This window comes from Streptomyces sp. D2-8, assembly GCF_023184515.1.
GTDB lineage: Bacteria > Actinomycetota > Actinomycetes > Streptomycetales > Streptomycetaceae > Streptomyces.
Genome location: NZ_JAAHBP010000005.1, coordinates 113,370 through 131,750 on the forward strand (window position 1 = coordinate 113,370; position 18,381 = coordinate 131,750).

Below are 18,381 nucleotides of genomic sequence, written 5' to 3' on the forward strand. Positions count from 1 at the left end.
CGTGACGGAAGGCACCACCTCCGCCGCTGCCGAGGGTGCAGACACCCTGACTCGCCTGGAGCAGGAAGGCGAGATCGCGGCGGACTACCTGGAGGGTCTGCTCGACATCGCCGACCTCGACGGCGATATCGACATGGACGTCGAGGCCGACCGCGCCTCCGTCTCGATCATCAGCGACACGGGCGGCCGTGACCTGCAGAAGCTGGTCGGCCGTGATGGCGAGGTGCTGGAGGCGCTCCAGGAGCTCACCCGTCTGGCCGTGCACCGGGAGACCGGTGACCGCAGCCGTCTGATGCTCGACATCGCGGGGTACCGGGCACAGAAGCGCTCCGAGCTGTCCGAGCTGGGCGCGAAGGCAGCCGCGGAGGCCAAGAGCAGCGGTGAGGCCGTGAAGCTGAAGCCGATGACGCCCTTCGAGCGCAAGGTTGTGCACGACGCGGTCAAGGCCGCGGGCCTGCGCAGCGAGTCCGAGGGCGAGGAGCCGCAGCGCTTCGTCGTCGTGCTGCCCGCCTGATCGGCCCCTACGTTCCCCGGCCCCGTCTGTTGCGCAGGCGGGGCCGAACTTTGTCAGCCTGATAGTTCTGGTGGTTCTGGTGTCGGCGCCGGGTGCGCTGACGCGGTACGGAAGGACGGTCCCCGTGACGGAGGCAGCGGAGCTTCCCCCCGCGCCCGAGCAAGCGCGCGAGGTGTTCGGTGAACGCTTCGCGGATGCGGTGCGGTACGCCGAGCTGCTCGCTGAGGCGGGCGTGCAGCGCGGTCTCATCGGCCCGCGTGAGGTGCCCCGCCTGTGGGAGCGGCACCTGCTGAACTGCGCGGTGCTCTCGGAGGTCGTGCCCGACAACGTGACGGTGTGCGATGTCGGCTCGGGTGCCGGTCTTCCCGGCATTCCGCTGGCGCTGGTCCGCACCGACCTGAAGATCACGCTCCTGGAGCCGCTGCTACGGCGCACCAACTTCCTCTCCGAGGTCGTGGAGCTGCTCGGCCTCGATCATGTGACTGTCGTGCGCGGCCGGGCCGAGGAGGTCATGGGGAAGATCCAGCCCGTCCATGTGGTGACGGCCCGCGCCGTCGCGCCGCTCGACCGGCTCGCCACCTGGGGCATTCCCCTGCTGCGGCCGTACGGAGAGATGCTCGCGCTCAAGGGCGACACCGCCGAGGAGGAGCTGAAGGCCGCGTCGGCGGCGCTCAGTAAGCTGGGTGCGGTGGAGACATCCATCCTGCATGTGGGTGAGGGCGTCGTGGACCCGATGTCCACCGTTGTACGGGTCGAGGTCGGGGAGAGCCCCGGCGGTGTGCGCTTCGCCGCGAAGCGCGCCAAGGCGGCTCGCACGGGGCGGACGCGCCGTCGGCGCTGAGCTGATCCGTCCTGACGGCACTGATCCGTCCTGACGACGAGACGTACTCCACACAAGCTGCCAAACCTATGCATGCCGGAGTGTCGCGACAGTCCGGCCATGGCTGCTGTGCATCGTGTTTCACGTGAAACGTCGCTCACTGCTGCACGGCATCATCAGTCGTGGCCGCGCCGCGGCCGAACCCCGCGACCGAAAGCCTCTTGGTTCACTCGATGAGGGACCTGAGGTATCCACAGAGGTGGATTTCTCCACAGAACGCCAGGCCTCACTGGTTCATGACCCCGAAGACATGGGAGGCTCTGTTCATTGCGAGCCTGAAGTCGAGGAGAGTGAATCCTTGCGGTCCGACGCCAACATCGCGGGACCGATGACCGATCCGGTCCCCGGTCCCCGTACCGAGTCGATGGGGGCGGATGTTTCACGTGAAACACCGCCTCCGATGGACGACACTCCCATCGGTCGTGCTGCCCAACTGGCGGTGGAGGCTCTGGGTCGTGCCGGTGAGGGCTTGCCACGGCCCGAGCAGACCCGAATCATCGTGGTCGCCAACCAGAAGGGCGGTGTGGGCAAGACGACGACGACCGTCAACCTTGCCGCATCACTGGCGCTGCACGGTGGCCGGGTCCTGGTGGTCGATCTCGACCCACAGGGCAATGCGTCCACTGCGCTGGGTATCGACCATCACGCCGAAGTCCCGTCCATCTACGACGTGTTGGTGGAGAGCAGGCCTCTCTCCGAGGTCGTCCAGCCGGTCCCCGATGTCGAGGGCCTCTTCTGTGCCCCCGCCACGATCGATCTCGCCGGTGCGGAGATCGAGCTGGTGTCCCTGGTGGCACGGGAGAGCAGGCTGCAGCGCGCGATCCAGGCGTACGAGCAGCCGCTGGACTACATCCTCATCGACTGCCCGCCCTCACTCGGTCTCCTGACGGTCAATGCGCTCGTGGCAGGCCAGGAGGTCCTGATCCCCATTCAGTGCGAGTACTACGCGCTGGAAGGCCTCGGGCAGCTGCTGCGCAACGTCGACCTGGTGCGGGGGCACCTCAACCCCGCCCTGCATGTGTCGACCATCCTGCTCACCATGTACGACGGCCGGACGCGCCTTGCGTCCCAGGTCGCGGAAGAGGTGCGCACTCACTTCGGTGACGAGGTACTGCGGACCAGCATCCCCCGTTCCGTCCGTATCTCGGAGGCGCCGAGTTACGGGCAGACGGTACTGACTTACGATCCTGGTTCGAGTGGTGCCCTCTCCTATCTTGAGGCGGCACGAGAGATCGCGCTGAAGGGCGTCGGCATCAGCTATGACGCGACGCACGCCCATATCGGCGTACAGCAGAACGACCCGAGCATGGTGGAGGGCATCCAGTGAGCGAGCGACGGAGGGGGCTGGGCCGTGGTCTCGGCGCACTGATCCCTGCGGCACCGACGGAGAAGTCGGTGGCCCAGGCTGCGGCGAACGCTGCTTCCCCATCCCCCGCGGCAGTGCCGGCGCTGCCGAACGATCGTGGGGTGGCCGCCGCGAAGGTAGCGACCCTGCCGACTGTTTCACGTGAAACAGAGGAGCCGGCTCAGCCGAGTGCTCCCGCCACGCCGGCGGCGCCGATCGGTGCGCACTTTGCCGAGATCCCTCTCGACTCCATCACGCCGAACCCGCGCCAGCCGCGTGAGGTCTTCGACGAGGACGCGCTGTCCGAGCTCATCACTTCCATCAAGGAAGTGGGGCTCCTCCAGCCGGTCGTCGTACGGCAGGTGGGTCCCGCCCGCTACGAGCTCATCATGGGCGAGCGGCGCTGGCGGGCCTGCCGCGAGGCAGGGCTGGAGGCGATCCCGGCGATCGTGCGGGCCACGGAGGACGAGAAACTCCTCCTGGACGCTCTGCTGGAGAACCTGCACCGCGCTCAGCTGAACCCGCTGGAAGAGGCAGCCGCCTACGACCAGCTGCTGAGGGACTTCAGCTGCACGCATGACCAGCTGGCGGACCGCATCGGCCGCTCGCGCCCTCAGGTCTCCAATACCCTGCGTCTGCTGAAGCTCTCGCCGGCCGTGCAGCGCCGGGTCGCCGCCGGGGTGCTCTCCGCCGGTCACGCACGGGCGCTGCTCTCCGTGGAGGACTCGGAGGAGCAGGACCGGCTGGCCCACCGCATCGTGGCCGAGGGTCTTTCGGTGCGGGCCGTCGAGGAGATCGTGACCCTGATGGGGTCGCGGCCCCAGAAGGCTCAGAAGCCGAAGGGGCCGCGCGCCGGTGCCCGGGTCTCTCCTGCGCTGTCCGACCTCGCCACGCGGCTGTCGGACCGCTTCGAGACGCGGGTGAAGGTCGACCTGGGTCAGAAGAAGGGCAAGATCACCGTCGAGTTCGCCTCGATGGAGGACCTGGAGCGGATCCTCGGCTCACTCGCTCCTGGCGAGGGGCCGGTCCTGCAGAACAGCCTTCTGGAGGGCGACTCCGAGGACAGCGAGTCCTGAGCCTCCGGCAAGGGTCCTCTGCTGGGCAGGAGACAGAGCGGGCCGTGTCCGGTGTGTGCCGGAACATGGCCCGCTCTTTCCTTTCTGGCGGTATCGATGGAATCGCATCGTGGATACGATGCGTTTCGGGTACGGCGCAACCACTCGGCAGCACCTCTGAGAGGGAGGCAGGGGCCATGCGAACCATGAGCCGCACCGGACTGGTGAGCGCCGGTTTGGGGCTGGGAGCGGTCGGTGGGTTCATCGGCAGCCTCCTCAGGGAACGGAGCGCTCTGACAGCCGCCCGCGACGCGGCGGCGGGCGAAGGAAGCGAGGATCAGCCTTCATGGGCCGCCGGCTCGTACCGCTCACGCTGGACAACCTCCAGGACCTTCCCAAGCGTTGTCGCTCGTGTGTCTTCTGGGAACTCGACCCAGTCAGCGGTGAGGCCGCGGTAAAGGCGGGCACATCCGCCCCGGAGAAGGAAGCCTGGATCTCAGCGGTTCTGCTGGACTGGGGATCCTGCGGGCGGGTCGTGTACGTCGACGACGTGCCGGTCGGCTACGTGTTGTACGCCCCACCCGCCTATGTCCCCCGCTCCACGGCGTTTCCCACGAGTCCTGTCTCACCTGACGCGGTACAGCTGATGACCGCGTTCATCGTGCCCGGCTACCAGGGGCAGGGACTGGGCCGGGTGATGGTTCAGACGGTCGCCAAGGATCTGCTGCGGCGCGGCTTCAAGGCGATCGAGGCCTTCGGAGACGCGCGCTGGAAGGAACCCGCTTGTGTGCTGCCCGCCGATCATCTACTGGCGGTGGGCTTCAAGACGGTGCGCCAGCACCCCACCCATCCCCGGCTGAGGCTGGAACTGAGGTCGACGCTCTCCTGGAAGGAAGACGTCGAGATGGCTTTGGATCGGCTCTTGGGAGCCGTGCAGAAGGAGCCGGCGCTGCGACCGCTGTAGGGCAGTCAAACGAATGGGCCAACCCGGAGGGGTTGGCCCATTCGTGTTTCACGTGAAACATGCACTGCCGGTGCGGCGGTGCAGCCGACTCACTCGGCGATGAAGTCCTCGAGGTCGCGAACGATCGCGGCCTTCGGCTTCGCACCCACGATGGTCTTGGCGACCTCGCCGCCCTGGTAGACGTTCAGGGTCGGGATGGACATGACGCCGTACTTGGCGGCCGTACCCGGGTTCTCGTCGATGTTCAGCTTGACGACCTCGATCTTGTCGCCGTACTCGGAGGCGATCGCCTCGAGGGACGGCGCGATCTGGCGGCACGGACCGCACCAGGCGGCCCAGAAGTCCACCAGAACAGGCTTGTCGCTCTTGAGGACGTCCTGTTCGAAGGAGTCGTCGGTCACATTCTTCAGGGTGCCGGCCACGGCGGGCTCCTTAACTGGTTGGTGCGTGGGGCGGGTAGGGAAGATCAGACGGAGGTCTTCTCGGGCTCGGGCTGCTCCTCGTCCGCCAGGGCGGCGAGGTAGCGCTCGGCGTCGAGAGCTGCGGAGCAGCCGGTCCCGGCTGCGGTGATCGCCTGACGGTAGGTGTGGTCGACCACATCGCCGGCGCCGAAGACACCGGTCAGGTTCGTGCGCGTCGACGGCGCGTCCACCTTCAGGTAGCCCTCTGCGTCCAGGTCGAGCTGGCCCTTGAAGAGCTCGGTGCGCGGGTCGTGGCCGATGGCGATGAACAGTCCGGTCACCGGCAGGTCCGAGATCTCACCGGTCTTGAGGTTGCGCAGCTTCAGACCCGAGAGCTTCGGGTCGCCCTGGATCTCGGCGACCTCGCTGTCCCACACGAACGAGATCTTCGGGTCGGCGAAGGCACGCTCCTGCATGGCCTTGGAGGCGCGCAGGGTGTCACGGCGGTGGACGACGGTCACGGACTTGGCGAACCGCGAGAGGAAGGTGGCCTCCTCCATCGCGGTGTCACCGCCACCGATCACGGCGATGTCCTGGTCCTTGAAGAAGAACCCGTCACAGGTGGCGCACCAGGACACGCCACGGCCCGAGAGGGCGTCCTCGTTCGGCAGACCGAGCTTGCGGTGCTGAGAGCCGGTGGCGACGATGACGGCCTTCGCCCGGTGCACCGTACCGGCCGTGTCCGTGACGGTCTTGATCTCACCGCTCAGGTCGACGTTCACGATGTCGTCCGGGACGAGCTCTGCTCCGAAGCGCTCCGACTGGGCGCGCATGTTGTCCATGAGCTCGGGGCCCATGATGCCGTCCTGGAAGCCCGGGAAATTCTCGACGTCGGTGGTGTTCATGAGCGCACCACCCGCGGTGACGGCGCCCTCGAACACCAGTGGCTTCAGCGACGCGCGCGCGGTGTAGAGCGCCGCCGTGTAGCCGGCGGGCCCGGAGCCGATGATGATCACGTTACGGACGTCGCTCACGGCTGGATTCCTCGTCTCTGGACTGCGTCGTTCGACCGGTGGGAGCTCCTCTCGGAGCTCTCACCCCACCCAACGGATCCTAAGGGGCGCGCATTCCCACTGTGTCCGGGCACACGAAGAAGCGGCACCAAGCCCCGGGGCGAAGGCGGAGCGCTCGCTCAGGTGGACGGGTAGGTGCGCTCCAGGAGCACCTCGCCGGCGGCGGTGGACGCCGCGTGATCCACACAGGTGGCGTCGACGATGTAGGCGGTGACCCGAGTGGCGTCGGAAGCGTCGGGAAGCAGCACGAGCATGGCCTTCTTCCCTTGATAGGTGCCGTTCTCGGTGGCAAGGGCCGCATCGTCGCGTCCGATGCCGTCGCGGACGCAGCCGGGCACCACGGCTTCCCTGAAGACCTTGGGCTGGTTGGTGCCGGGGGCCGTCGCCGCGCCGAAGGGGGTGCGGGAGTCGCCGCCCTTGGTCTTGTTCTCGGCCAGGAGACCGGTGACCTGCTTCTGCAGCTTCCCCTCGGAGAAGGTGTCCGTGGCGGTGGTCTGCCGTTCGCCCGCGGTGTCATGGGGCGGCGTGTTGTCGCCGAGCGACGAGAGCAGGACGGAGCCCAGCCCCAGGGCGGCCACGGTGAAGACGGCCCCCAGAACGGCGATCCTGCGGCGTCCGATGCGCGTGCGGCCCTTGCGGCCCGGGCCGGTGGTGGAGGAGCGGGGGCGGCCGACGGGCCGGTCGGCGGGCGTCGATGTTTCACGTGAAACATGCGCACCGCTGTCGTCCTCGGAAGTGGAACGGGGAGCACTCACCGGCTCCGGGCTCTCTGCGGCCTCCGGGCCGGTGGCGTTCAGCAAGGCCTCGGCGGCGAGAGCGGCATCGATGCGGCCCGCGACATCGGCGGGCATGCGCGGCGGACCCGGCAGCGTGCCGAGCAGCCCGCGGATCTCCTCCAGGGAGGCATACACGTCCGCGCAGAGCCCGCACTCGTCCAGATGTCGGCGCAGGTCGGTGGTTCGGGCCGGTGGGAGGAGTCCCTCGGCGAGGTCGGAGATCTCCGCGACGTCCGGGTGCCCGGCCATGTCTGTCGTCGACGTCACGCTCGTCCACCTCCGCCCTTCACTGCAGCTGAGTCGCTCGGTCCTGTGTCCGGGGGTCCCGCTCGGTGCGGTCCCGCTGCGGGTGGGACGGCTGGCCTCTGCGTCCGGTTCCGTTCTCCGCCGGGGTTCTTGCCCTCACCGCTGCTGTCCGGCCGTAGGTGGGTGAGCAGCGGCAGGAGTCTGGCTCGTCCGCGCGCACATCTGCTCTTCACCGTGCCGGTCGGCACGTCGAGAATGCGGGCGGCCTCCGCGACCGGGTAGCCCTGCATGTCCACCAGGACGAGCGCGGCACGCTGGTCGGCCGGCAGGGTTCCCAGGGCTTCGATGAGCTGCCGGTGGAGATCGTTGCGCTCGGCGGGGGCCGAGGCCGACTCGTGCGGCTCCAGCAGCTGTTCCAGGCGCTCGGTGTCGTCGACGGGAGAGGTCTTCCGGGAGGCCGCCTTGCGGGCGCGGTCCAGGCAGGCGTTCACCGTGATCCTGTGCAGCCACGTTGTGACGGCCGACTGGCCCCGGAAGGTGTGGGCGGCCCGGTAGGCGGACACGAGGGCGTCCTGCACGGCGTCAGCGGCCTCCTCGCGGTCGCCGAGCGTCCGCAGGGCGACGGCCCAGAGCCGGTCGCGATGCCGCCGCACGATCTCACCGAAGGCGTCGGGGGCGCCTTCGACATGGCGGGCGAGCAGATCCTGATCGCTCACTCCGTCATATCCGGTGCCGTCTGCCATCGGCCTCCTTCCTCGAGGCAGATGCCGTCAGCTGGTCACCTTGATGTCCGCCACCCTGCCGCGCCACTTGCCTTCGTCGGGCTGCAACGGCAGCTTCGTCAGCCACACCAGGAGGTACCGGCTCTTGAGCGACTTGCCGGGCTTGAGCTGGACGGTCGTCCCTGAACCTTCTGCCACCGTGGAGTAGGCGTCGAGGGACGTCGGCTCCGAGCCCGCCTGCGCGCTTGCGCTGCGGAGCTCGACGGAGGTGTCCCCCTCGAACGTGACGGTCACCTTCCCGACGTTCTGGGTCTTACCGAGGTCGAGGATGATGCCGACGCCCGACTTCAGACGGCCGAAGTCCGTGCTCAGGTAAAAGTCTGTTTGCCAATAGGTGGCCGTGCTGTTGTCGTAGACCTTCCCTATGTCTGACGGCTTCTCTGTTTGATCCCCGAGGGGATCGAAGTCGCGGGCACCGCTGATGGCGATGGGCTTGCCGGATGCAGGCTTCTTCGGGCTCTTGTCGTTCCCGTCGTTCGTCTGCGTCTGTCCCGGGTCCTCGCTCTTGCCGCCCTGGTCCATCAGCGCGTCCGCCAGCTGCCAGCTGCCGAGGCCCAGCGCGGCGATCAGGAGCGCGGAGACGGCCCACTTCAGTGCCTTGCCCGTGCGGCTCTGGAGCGGGGGCGGCGGGGTCGGGACCGGCTGGGTGACGCCGGGACGCGGGGACTGACGGCCGTACGTGCCCTGTTGGTACGTCGTGCGCTGGTACTCGGGCGGGGCGGTGAACGCCGGCTCCGGCGGGCGGATGCGGGGCATCTCGCCGATCGCCTTCACCAGCTCCTCCGGCGTGGTGCACGGCGACTCGTGCCGGGAGGCGGTGGCACCGTCGTTGGCGAGCGCGCGCATGGAGAGCTCGGACAGACCGCGGTGCACACCGGCCCGCACCTGGTCGGGCGCGATCAGACCGATGTCCTTCGGCAGGCCCGACAGGCCGTAGGCGTCGCTCTCGTACGGCCAGCGCTGCGTGAGCGCCGCGTACAGCAGGGCTCCGATGGACTCGGTGTCGGTGCGCTGCGGGGTGTCGGACGCGACACCGCGCAGGGCGGCGTTCACGGCGAGGCCGCGGATGCGCCACTGGCCGGTCGAGGCGCGCAGCACGGCGTTGGGGTTCAGCCGCAGATGGGCGAGACCCTCGCGATGGGCGGCGGCCATGGCGGAGGAGACCTGACTGACCATCTGGTAGGCGTCGTAGGGCTCCAGGGGCCCGGAGGCGAGGAGCGTGGTCAGTTCCGTCGCGTCGGGAAGCCACTCGTGGACGACGTAGACGACGTCGTTCTCCTCCACCGCGTCCAGCACCTGGACAAAGCGCGGGTCACCCAGGAGGGCGGAGGAGCGGGCGGCCGCCAGGACGGAGCGGGCCCGTGAGTGGTCGGCGGGCAGGATGTGCACGCCGACGGCACGGCGGAGCTTCTCGTCCACGGCACGCCAACTGCTGAAACCGTCCAGACGGGTGACGCACTCCTCGAGGCGGTAGCGTCTGGCGAGCTTGTGACCACTGTGCAGTTCGGGCGGCGAGGTCGCTCCGGCACCGTCGGTCCGGGTGCTCTCCTGTACCTCGTCGCTGTCCGTGTCCCGCTCCCGGTTCTTGGCCACCCCGTCGGCCGTGGACTGGTCCGCCTGTGCGGTCAGCGACGTCTCGTCGCTGTTGTCTGCCACGTCGACGGCAGCCGTACTCCGTTCCGCCACCGTCGTTCCTGCCTCCCCATCCATTACGCCTCGGACGGCATCCAGTGCGCGCCGTCCGACGCCGAAACCAATTGTGCCCACAGTCCGCCGCTATGCACGACACGCGGTGGCTGACGATGGTTGTGCGACTACCCCCCGACTCAGCGTCCCAGGCGTCCGCGGACCATGCCGACCAGCGAGTTGAGTTCCTCGATGCGCATGCGGCGGGCGGCGACGAAGAAGATCCCGAGCAGCACGGCGCCGCCCGCCAGGACCGCGGCGAGCGAGCCCGCGGGGCCCTGGCCGAGCGAATGGCCGATGCCGTAGCAGGCCGCGCCGCTGAGCAGGGCCGCCGGGATCGACGCGATGCACAGCCGTGCGTAAGTCCGCAGGACACGGGCGCCGTCGAGGTCTCCGCCGAGCCGCTTGCGCAGCCGGCGCCAGGCGACGCCGACGCCGATCGCGTAGGCCAGGCCGTACGAGGCGGCCATGCCGACCACGGCCCAGCGCGACGGGATGACGAAGTAGCAGATCGCCGAGGCGCCGGCGTTGACCGCGGCCACGATGACCGTGTTGTAGAAGGGAGTTCGGGTGTCCTCGTAGGCGTAGAAGGCACGCAGGACCACGTACTGCACGGAGTACGGGATCAGACCGAGACCGAACGCCATCAGCATGAAGCCCATGTTGGTGGCCTCGCTGGTGCCCGAGGAGCCGAACATCAGCGTGCACATCGGGATGCCGAGGGAGAGGAATCCGAACGCGATCGGCACGATCGCGACCGCCGTGGTGCGCAGGCCCTGGGAGATGTCGTCGCGGACGGCGCCCCCGTCGCCCTCGGCCGCCGAACGCGACAGGCGCGGCAGCAGGGCGGCCATGAGGGAGACCGTGATGATGGCCTGTGGCAGCCCCCAGATCAGCTGTGCGTTGGCGTAGGCGGCGAAGCCGGTGCCGTCGACCGGCGCGGCCTTGCCCGCCGCGGTGGACAGCTGGATGACGATCATGGCGCCCGCCTGGTTGGCGAGGACGAACAGGACCGTCCACTTGGCCAGCGTGACGGCCTTGCCGAGGCCCTGGCCCTTCCAGTCGAAGCGCAGCCGCAGGCGGAAGCCGGTCTCGCGCAGGTAGGGGATCATCGCGAGCGCCTGCACCACGAGACCGAGCAGGACACCGATGCCGAGCAGGCGCTGGCCCTCCGGCGGGATGTTCGCGGCCTTCATCCCGGAGTCGGCCGCGGTGCCGTAGACGTAGATGAACATGCCCAGCGTCACGATGATGACGATGTTGTTCAGGACCGGGGTCCACATCATCGCGCCGAACTTGCCGCGGGCGTTGAGGATCTGGCCCATCACCACGTGGACGCCCATGAAGAAGATCGTGGGCAGGAAGTACTGGGCGAAGGTGACGGCGACCTGGTTCGCCGCCGGGTCGCTGGCGACCGGGTCGGACAGCGCACGGATCAGGAGCGGCGCGCCGAGGACCGAGAGCGCGGTGAGTGTGCCGAGCGTCACGATGACCAGGGTGAGCAAGCGGTTGGCGTACGCCTCGCCGCCGTCGTCGTCGTCCTTCATGGCGCGCACGAGCTGCGGCACGAAGACGGAGTTGAGACCACCGCCGACGGTGAGGATGTAGATCATCGTCGGCAGCTGGTAGGCGACCTGGAAGGTGTCACCGAGGAGGCCGACGCCCAGAGCCGACACGATCAGCGCGGAGCGGATGAAGCCGGTGAGGCGGGAGACCATCGTGCCCGCCGCCATCACGGCGCTGGACTTCATCAGGCCCGCGGCGCGGCCGGCCTTCTTCGGGGCGGATGAAGCAGCGGGCTCAGGAGCCGGAGTCTCGTCCAGGAGGGACGGCGACGCCGTGGTCTGTGCGGGCTCCGCGTACTGACCCTGTGGTGCGTACGGGCCTTGTGCCAGCTGCCCCGGCGCCGGGGACGGGCCGGGGACCGACGGCGACTCGTACGACGGGTGACCGCTGCTCTGCTGCTGGTCCCGGAAGAGATGCGCGAACGCGTCCGGCTCCTGGCGCGGCTCGCCCGCCTGGGAGACGAGGTCGTCCACCCCCACGAACTGGGTGGTGCGGGGGTCGTCGCCGTACGGCAGATGCCGCGTCGGGCCCTCCGGCTCCGGCGCCGGCGTCTGCGCCCACACCTGGGGGTCGGGCGCGTACGGCGACTGCGGAGGCTGGCCGTAGAGCTGCTGCTGGTACGTGCCGGGAGCGGGCGGCGGGTGCGCGGCGCGGTCGTAGAGCGCCTCGCCGACCGGGTCCTGGGCGGAGAGGTCCTGTGCCCGGTAGGGGTCCTGGCCGTAGGCATCCTGGAGGTAGATGTCCGCGGGCGGCTGCGGCGGCACCTGGCCGTGCTCGGGCGGTGAACCCTCGGGCCCGCCCGCATCGGGGTAGCCCGAGCTGCCCGCGGCACGGCCGCGGTCACCGTCGTACGGCGCGTTCATGCTTACCCCACCTCATCGTCCCGGGCCCACCGGCCACGACTTCTCAACGGTCCACTCTCTCACCCGTGCCGGACGGGTCGGCGCTTTCCGCTGCGGTGTCCGGGGCCGGGTCACTCGGCTGCTCGGGGGCGTCTGCCCGTGAGCCGGCCTCGGACTCCTCCTTGAGACGTGCGTCGGAGGCCTTTGGGTTCTGCGGAGCGTCGGCCCGGCTCTGCGGGCCGTCGACCTCGTCGTCCGCTTCGGCGGTGTCGTCCTCGTGGGCCTCACGGGCGGCGGCGCGCTTGCGCTGGGTGTACATCCGGAAGCCCGCGAGGACCAGGAGCAGGACGCCACCGCCGATGACCAGCATCACCGTGGGCGTGACCTCGGTGACCTTCACGTCGAACGTGACCGGGGCGCCGTACTTCTGGCCGTCCTCCGTGTACAGCTGGGCGACGACTTCCGCCCGGCCGTTGGCGTTGGCCGACGTGGTGAACTTCACCGACTGGGCGTGGCCGCCGTTGACGGTGACGGGCTGCTCCTCGTAGGCGTCTCCGCCGATCTTGAGTCGCGTGGGGTTCTTCGACGTGAGCCGCAGCTTTAGGTGCTCGACGCCTTGGACCAGGTTGTTCTGGACCGTCACGGGGATCGTGGCGCTGCGGCCGGAGAGCTTGGTCTCCGACTTCTGGATCAGCTTGACCCCGTCGATGAGCCCGTTGAGGTACGACTCCATGCCATCGCGGTAGCCCACCGCCGCGACGCCCCGGCCGCGCCACGACGTGGACATCTCACGGTTCATGGCCCGCCCGAACGGGGTCACCACCCGGGACTGGCGGGTGAGGATCACCTTGAACCGGTCGAGCTTGCCCTGGGTCCTGGCGATCTGCTCGAAGGCGGCCCGCGGCAGCTCCTGCTTGCGCAGCGAGGAGGGGTACGCGGCGGCAGACGGCACCTTCGTGTTGGCAGCCGGGTCCGGCTTGGCCTTGGCGGCGGCCGTGAGGTCCTGCGACTCGGACCAGTTCCCGCCCTGGAGGGCCCCCAGGGCCTCGGCCATGGCCTGTGCCTGGCTCACGGAGGGCATGCGCTGCGGGGCGACGAGGACGCTGCGCTGCTTGCCGGTCTGCAGGCCGAGCGTCAGGCTCTGGGCCAGGAAACGCTGCACGGCGAGCGTAGAGGCGGAGGCCTTCGTCAGGTCGCCCTGGAACGCTGTGGACATCCGGGAGTCCGCGACGACGGCCGTGGTGCCGCCGCCGATGGGACGGGCAGCGGAGGGCGTGTACGACAGGTTGTCCTGGAGGCTGTCGCTGCGGGTGATCACCTTGTCGGCGCCCGCGGATGTGGCGACCTTCACGATCGACGGGTCGACGGCGCCGTTCACCGGCCAGGCGAAGTCCGTGGACGGTTTCACGTGGAGGATCGTCTCCACCGTCTTGTCGGCCACGTCGGTGGCCTCCTTGAGGTGGTTCAGCGAGCCGGTGACGTTCGTGCCGTTGTGGGCGAGGGAGGCCAGGTCCGGGTCGCCGAACGGCAGGGTGGCGACCTCTTCGCCCGTGACCGCCTGCTGGAGCTCGGCCAGCCAGTGCTTGGCGACCTCCTGGTTCCTGCCGGGAGTGGTGGTGCCGTCTGCGGCACGGACCTGGTAGCTCCCGGTCATCGCGTCGACGGACGCCAACAGGTCCGGGTCGATCACCCACGTGACGTCGAGGCCCTTGCCCAGCGACACCATCTGGTCGAGGCGTCCGCCCGGGGCGATCTCGTCGGCGAGCTCGTCGTCGCGGAAGACCGGCGTCTGCTGCTCGTTCGACCCTGTCTCGGCCGCCATATGGGCGCTGGAGACGAGCGGCCACAGGAACGTGGTCTTCGTCCTGGTGTCGGCCTCTTCCGGCTGCCACGGCAGGAACGTGCGCTGGATGCCGAGAACCTGGTCCCAGGGCTGCGCCGCGGTCTCCCCGGAGAGCGCGACGGCCAGCTGGTAGACGCCGTCGCGGCCGAGATCCAGCTCGTCGGCCGGTACGGAGATGCTGAAGGGCTCGGCCACACCGGGGGTGAGCGCGGAGAACTTCTCGGTGTACTTGCCACCGACCTTTTCGCCGGAGGGCCCCTGGAGGTCGTCGCTCTTCCTGGCGAGGGTGTCGATCGCCGAGCGGGTCTCGAGAGGGGGCCCCACCTGCAGATCTACGTGGGCGCCGGTGACCGTCTGCTTGCCGTTGTTGGTGACCGTGCCCGACACGGTCACCGTGTCCCCCTCGGAGGGGGTGCTGGGGCTGAGGGAGTCGACCGCGACCGACACCGAGCCCGCGCTGGAGGCAGCCTGCGGGGACTCCTGCCCGGCTGCGTCCGCCGGTGTCGCGGCGGGCAACTGGAGGAGTCCGGCCAGCAGGGGCGCACCGGCGAGCAGTGCCCCGGTGCGCCGCAGCCAGCGGCGGGCAGGTGAGGCACTGGTCCCCTGGAAGTCTGCCGCCTCGGCCACGCGCTCGTCCGTCCCTCGTCGTCAGTGGTCGTCGGAATGTGCGTCCACGCATGGTAACGATGCGCGCTGAGGGGAAGTGCCGCGGTCCGCTCCACAAGATCGCGGGCCGACTCCGTGCTGTCCGGTATGTGAGCCTATGGAAGTGAGCGGTTCTTTACGGCTCAAGAGCTGGGGCTTGTGCCCGTATAACGGACGTGTCCCCATGCTTCTGCGCGCGGAATAGGAGGAGCTTTCGGTGGCCCGGGCCACGTACCCTCTTCTGTTGTGCCGAATGCCAACGAAGAAATGTCCAGTGCCCTGAGCCAGGTGCAGCACCGCGCGGTGAGTGAACTGCTGCGGGTCGCTCCTGTCGCCGATGACCTCGCCCGTCGCTTTCAGGAGGCAGGGTTCTCACTCGCCCTCGTCGGTGGCTCGGTACGGGACGCGCTGCTGGGCCGGCTCGGTAATGACCTGGACTTCACGACTGACGCCCGTCCCCAGGACGTCCTCAAGATCGTGCGCCCGTGGGCGGACGCCGTCTGGGAGGTCGGGATCGCCTTCGGCACGGTGGGCGCCCACAAGGGCGGCTACCAGATCGAGGTGACCACCTACCGCTCGGAGGCCTACGACCGCACGTCGCGCAAGCCCGAGGTGTCGTACGGGGACTCCATCGAGGAGGATCTCGTCCGCCGTGACTTCACGGTGAACGCGATGGCGGTGGCGCTGCCGGAGAAGGAGTTCGTCGATCCGCACGGCGGGCTCGAGGACCTAGCGGCACGTGTGCTGCGCACTCCCGGCACCCCGGAGGAGTCGTTCTCGGACGACCCGCTGCGGATGATGAGGGCCGCGCGCTTCGCGGCTCAGCTCGACTTCGAGGTCGCCCCCGAGGTCGTCACGGCGATGACGGAGATGGCCGGACGCATCGAGATCGTCTCGGCCGAGCGGGTGCGGGACGAGCTGAACAAGCTGATCCTCTCCCCGCAGCCGCGCAAGGGGCTGATGCTGCTTGTCGAGACGGGCCTCGCCGAACGCGTGGTGCCCGAGCTGCCGGCTCTGCGCCTGGAGCGTGACGAGCACCACCGCCACAAGGACGTCTACGACCACTCGCTGATCGTCCTGGAGCAGGCGATGGCGCTGGAGGAGGACGGCCCCGACCTCACCCTCCGCCTGGCCGCCCTGCTGCACGACATCGGCAAGCCGCGCACGCGCCGCTTCGAGAAGGACGGCCGGGTCTCGTTCCACCATCACGAGGTGGTCGGGGCCAAGATGACCAAGAAGCGCATGACGGCTCTGAAGTACTCCAACGAGCTGGTGAAGGACGTCTCCCGTCTGGTCGAACTCCATCTGCGCTTCCACGGCTACGGCACCGGTGAGTGGACGGACTCGGCGGTCCGCCGTTACGTCCGTGACGCCGGCCCGCTCCTCGACCGCCTCCACAAGCTGACCCGCTCGGACTGCACGACCCGTAACAAGCGCAAGGCGGCGGCTCTGTCGCGTGCGTACGACGGGCTGGAGGAGCGGATCGCCAAGCTGCAGGAGCAGGAGGAGCTGGACTCGATCCGTCCGGACCTCGACGGCAACCAGATCATGGAGATCCTCGGCGTGGGTCCCGGCCCGGTCATCGGCCGTGCGTATCAGCACATGCTGGAGCTGCGCTTGGAGAACGGACCGATGGAGCATGACGTCGCGGTGGCCGCGCTCAAGGAGTGGTGGGCCGGGCAGGAAGGCTGAGGCGGGTCATGTTTCACGTGAAACATGACCCTGCTGGAGACAGACCGAGGGGCGGTGTTTCACGTGAAACACCGCCCCTCGTCGTGTCTGCCTACTTCTTGTAGTCCTTCAGGCAGAGCAGGAAGTCCTTGCCGTCACCGCTCTCGGTGTACGTGTACTGGAAGTCCTTGGCCGCGGCCTCGCACTTGCTGGAAGCCAGCGTCTGCGTCAGGTACGAGCCCTCGACCTTGGCCAGCACCTTGAACTGGGCCTTCGCGTCGTCGCACTTCACGACCTCGAGGTCCGGGTTGTTGTCGCTGGTGCTGCCGCGGTGCATGCAGTCGCCGACGGCAGCCGTGTTGGCGTCGTCCCGGCTGGTCACGTAGCCGACGATGGCTATGGTCGCCACGGCGATGACGATGACGATGTTCTTGATCGTCTTGAAGCTGAGCTTGCGGCCGGACGGCTGCGGGGGGACCGGAGCGTACGGAGCCGCGCCCTGGGGCGGGAAGCCGGGCTGCCCGGGCTGTTGGGGGTAACCGCCCTGAGGCGGGAACGGAGCCTGGGGTGCAGCCGCGGGCTGGCCCTGTGCGAACGGATTGCCCTGGGGCGGCGGAGTAGTCACTTAGGGGTCCCCCTAGAACATGGTGAGTGACGCGAACATGTCGCGAGATAAGACCCACGTAAGGTAGCGGTCCCCGCTGACAACGCAGTAGTCAGAAGTGGCTCTGTGTCATTGATGTGACACTTACTGGCGGCCAAACCGGGCCATAGTCACAGCTACTGACACGTAGATAACGGCGATCGTGATCACCAGCGGCACGGACCGGCCGTCCGGCGGCAGCATCAGGGCGGCCACAGCGGCCGCGCCGACGAAGGAAACGTTGAAGAGGACGTCGTAAACGGAGAAGATCCGGCCACGGAAGCCGTCCTCGACGGAGGACTGGACGATGGTGTCCGTGGCGATCTTCGCGCCCTGGGTGGTCAGTCCCAGGACGAAGGCCGCGGCCAGCAGGGGGGCGGTGGCGAACGGCAGTCCGAGAGCGGGTTCCAGCAGCGCCGCGGCCCCCGCGCACACGACGATCCAGCGGCCCGGACCGAGCCGCCCCGCAGTCCAGGGCGTCACCACGGCCGCCGCGAAGAACCCGGCCCCGGAGAAGCCCAACGCCAGGCCGAGCAGGGCGAGTCCGTCGTCCGTGGTCGAGGTGAGCGCGTACCGGCACAGCATCAGCAGCATGACCAGCAGGGCGCCGTAGCAGAACCGCATCAGCGACATCGCCACGAGCGCCCAGGCGGCCTCCCGGCGCTGCGGCGCGGCCAGGTGACGTACGCCTGCCGCCAGGTCGCGGGCGGTGCCTGTGAGAGCCGCTCCGACCCGATCGCGCGCCAAGGGCCGGTCAGGGCCGAGGAGTTCGCGCGCCATGCTCAGCGACGCCAGGGCGGCGCACAGATAGAGCCCGGCTCCCACGAGCACCACCGCGGCGTCCGAGTCGGCCACCACCAGGCGCACGACGAAGGCGAGACCGCCCCCCGCGGTCGCCGCCAGTGTTCCGGCAGTCGGAGAGAGGGAGTTGGCGATGACCAGGCGATCGGCGTCGACCACACGCGGCAGGGAGGCGGACAGGCCTGACAGGACGAAGCGGTTGACCGCGGTGACGCACAGAGCCGAGACGTAGAAGAGCCAGTCCGGAGCCGGACTGAGGATCAGCAGGGCTGTCACGGAGGCCAGCAGGGCGCGCAACAGGCTGCCGAACAGCAGGACCTGGCGGCGCCGCCAGCGGTCCAGGAGGACACCGGCGAAGGGGCCGACGAGGGAGTACGGGAGCAGCAGCACCGCCATCGCGGAGGCGACCGCGGCCGCCGAGGTCTGCTTCTCCGGAGAGAAGACCACGTAAGCAGCGAGCGCGACCTGGTAGACGCCGTCGGCACCCTGGGACAGCAGACGTACGGCGAGCAGGCGCCGGAAGCCCTGGAAGCGCAACAGGACGCGCAGGTCACGGACGACGGCCATGGGGCCCACCCTCACATACGGGGAGGGTCCCCGGGTCGTACGACCCGGGGACCCTCACAGCCCTGGCAGGAGCGACTGGTT

General features: G+C 69.0%; 15 protein-coding genes. 6 read left to right on the forward strand and 9 right to left on the reverse strand.

What is annotated here, in order from left to right; genetic code table 11:
* Position 1: 1 nt before the first annotated feature.
* The 5 genes from G3I77_RS12410 to G3I77_RS12430 all read left to right on the forward strand — a co-directional run bounded on the left by G3I77_RS12410 (position 2) and on the right by G3I77_RS12430 (position 4,758).
* On the forward strand, positions 2-514 hold the full coding sequence (locus G3I77_RS12410; protein ID WP_053670147.1) for a R3H domain-containing nucleic acid-binding protein: 513 nt from the start codon (positions 2-4) through the stop codon (positions 512-514).
* Positions 515-638: 124 nt separating this feature from the next.
* The gene (gene rsmG, locus G3I77_RS12415) at positions 639-1,355 is read left to right on the forward strand and encodes a 16S rRNA (guanine(527)-N(7))-methyltransferase RsmG (protein WP_248503115.1); all 717 of its coding nucleotides are present in this window, start codon (positions 639-641) and stop codon (positions 1,353-1,355) included.
* 289 nt (positions 1,356-1,644) lie between these two features.
* Positions 1,645-2,721 carry a ParA family protein gene (locus G3I77_RS12420; RefSeq protein WP_282572876.1) on the forward strand — a complete coding sequence of 359 codons (1,077 nt, stop codon included), beginning with the start codon at positions 1,645-1,647 and terminating at the stop codon, positions 2,719-2,721.
* A complete protein-coding gene (locus G3I77_RS12425; RefSeq protein ID WP_248503116.1) occupies positions 2,718-3,815 on the forward strand; it encodes a ParB/RepB/Spo0J family partition protein in 1,098 nt (365 codons plus the stop codon). Before G3I77_RS12420 ends, G3I77_RS12425 begins: the two co-directional genes overlap by 4 nt.
* A 325-nt stretch (positions 3,816-4,140) precedes the next feature.
* A complete protein-coding gene (locus tag G3I77_RS12430) occupies positions 4,141-4,758 on the forward strand; it encodes a GNAT family N-acetyltransferase (RefSeq protein WP_248503117.1) in 618 nt (205 codons plus the stop codon).
* 89 nt (positions 4,759-4,847) lie between these two features.
* On the opposite strand, the gene trxA is transcribed toward G3I77_RS12430, so the two are convergent.
* The 7 genes from trxA to G3I77_RS12465 form a co-directional block, all read right to left on the reverse strand.
* Positions 4,848-5,180 (reverse strand): thioredoxin, encoded by a 333-nt coding sequence (gene trxA / locus G3I77_RS12435; protein ID WP_103545205.1) that lies wholly within the window; start codon positions 5,178-5,180, stop codon positions 4,848-4,850.
* Between the two features lie 44 nt (positions 5,181-5,224).
* Positions 5,225-6,193, reverse strand: coding sequence for a thioredoxin-disulfide reductase (gene trxB / locus G3I77_RS12440; RefSeq protein WP_248503118.1), 969 nt, complete (start codon positions 6,191-6,193; stop codon positions 5,225-5,227).
* Positions 6,194-6,351: 158 nt separating this feature from the next.
* The gene (locus G3I77_RS12445) at positions 6,352-7,275 is read right to left on the reverse strand and encodes a hypothetical protein (protein WP_248503119.1); all 924 of its coding nucleotides are present in this window, start codon (positions 7,273-7,275) and stop codon (positions 6,352-6,354) included.
* Positions 7,272-7,997 carry an RNA polymerase sigma factor SigM gene (gene sigM, locus G3I77_RS12450; protein ID WP_248503120.1) on the reverse strand — a complete coding sequence of 242 codons (726 nt, stop codon included), beginning with the start codon at positions 7,995-7,997 and terminating at the stop codon, positions 7,272-7,274. The genes G3I77_RS12445 and sigM overlap by 4 nt, the downstream gene beginning before the upstream one ends.
* Before the next feature lie 27 nt (positions 7,998-8,024).
* Positions 8,025-9,722 carry a protein kinase family protein gene (locus G3I77_RS12455; RefSeq protein WP_248503121.1) on the reverse strand — a complete coding sequence of 566 codons (1,698 nt, stop codon included), beginning with the start codon at positions 9,720-9,722 and terminating at the stop codon, positions 8,025-8,027.
* Positions 9,723-9,862: 140 nt separating this feature from the next.
* Positions 9,863-12,151, reverse strand: a complete 2,289-nt coding sequence (gene murJ, locus G3I77_RS12460; protein ID WP_248503122.1) for a murein biosynthesis integral membrane protein MurJ — start codon at positions 12,149-12,151, stop codon at positions 9,863-9,865.
* 43 nt (positions 12,152-12,194) lie between these two features.
* Entirely contained in the window at positions 12,195-14,600 is a 2,406-nt protein-coding gene (locus G3I77_RS12465; protein ID WP_248503123.1) for a DUF6049 family protein, read from the reverse strand.
* Positions 14,601-14,864: 264 nt separating this feature from the next.
* On the opposite strand from G3I77_RS12465, the gene G3I77_RS12470 reads away from it, so the two are divergent.
* Positions 14,865-16,310, forward strand: a complete 1,446-nt coding sequence (locus G3I77_RS12470) for a CCA tRNA nucleotidyltransferase (protein ID WP_248503124.1) — start codon at positions 14,865-14,867, stop codon at positions 16,308-16,310.
* Between the two features lie 91 nt (positions 16,311-16,401).
* Here the strand turns inward: G3I77_RS12470 and G3I77_RS12475 are convergent, their stop codons facing one another.
* Positions 16,402-16,914 (reverse strand): hypothetical protein, encoded by a 513-nt coding sequence (locus G3I77_RS12475; protein WP_248503125.1) that lies wholly within the window; start codon positions 16,912-16,914, stop codon positions 16,402-16,404.
* A 123-nt stretch (positions 16,915-17,037) separates the two neighbouring features.
* Entirely contained in the window at positions 17,038-18,300 is a 1,263-nt protein-coding gene (locus tag G3I77_RS12480; protein WP_248503126.1) for an MFS transporter, read from the reverse strand.
* Between the last annotated feature and the right edge of the window lie 81 nt (positions 18,301-18,381).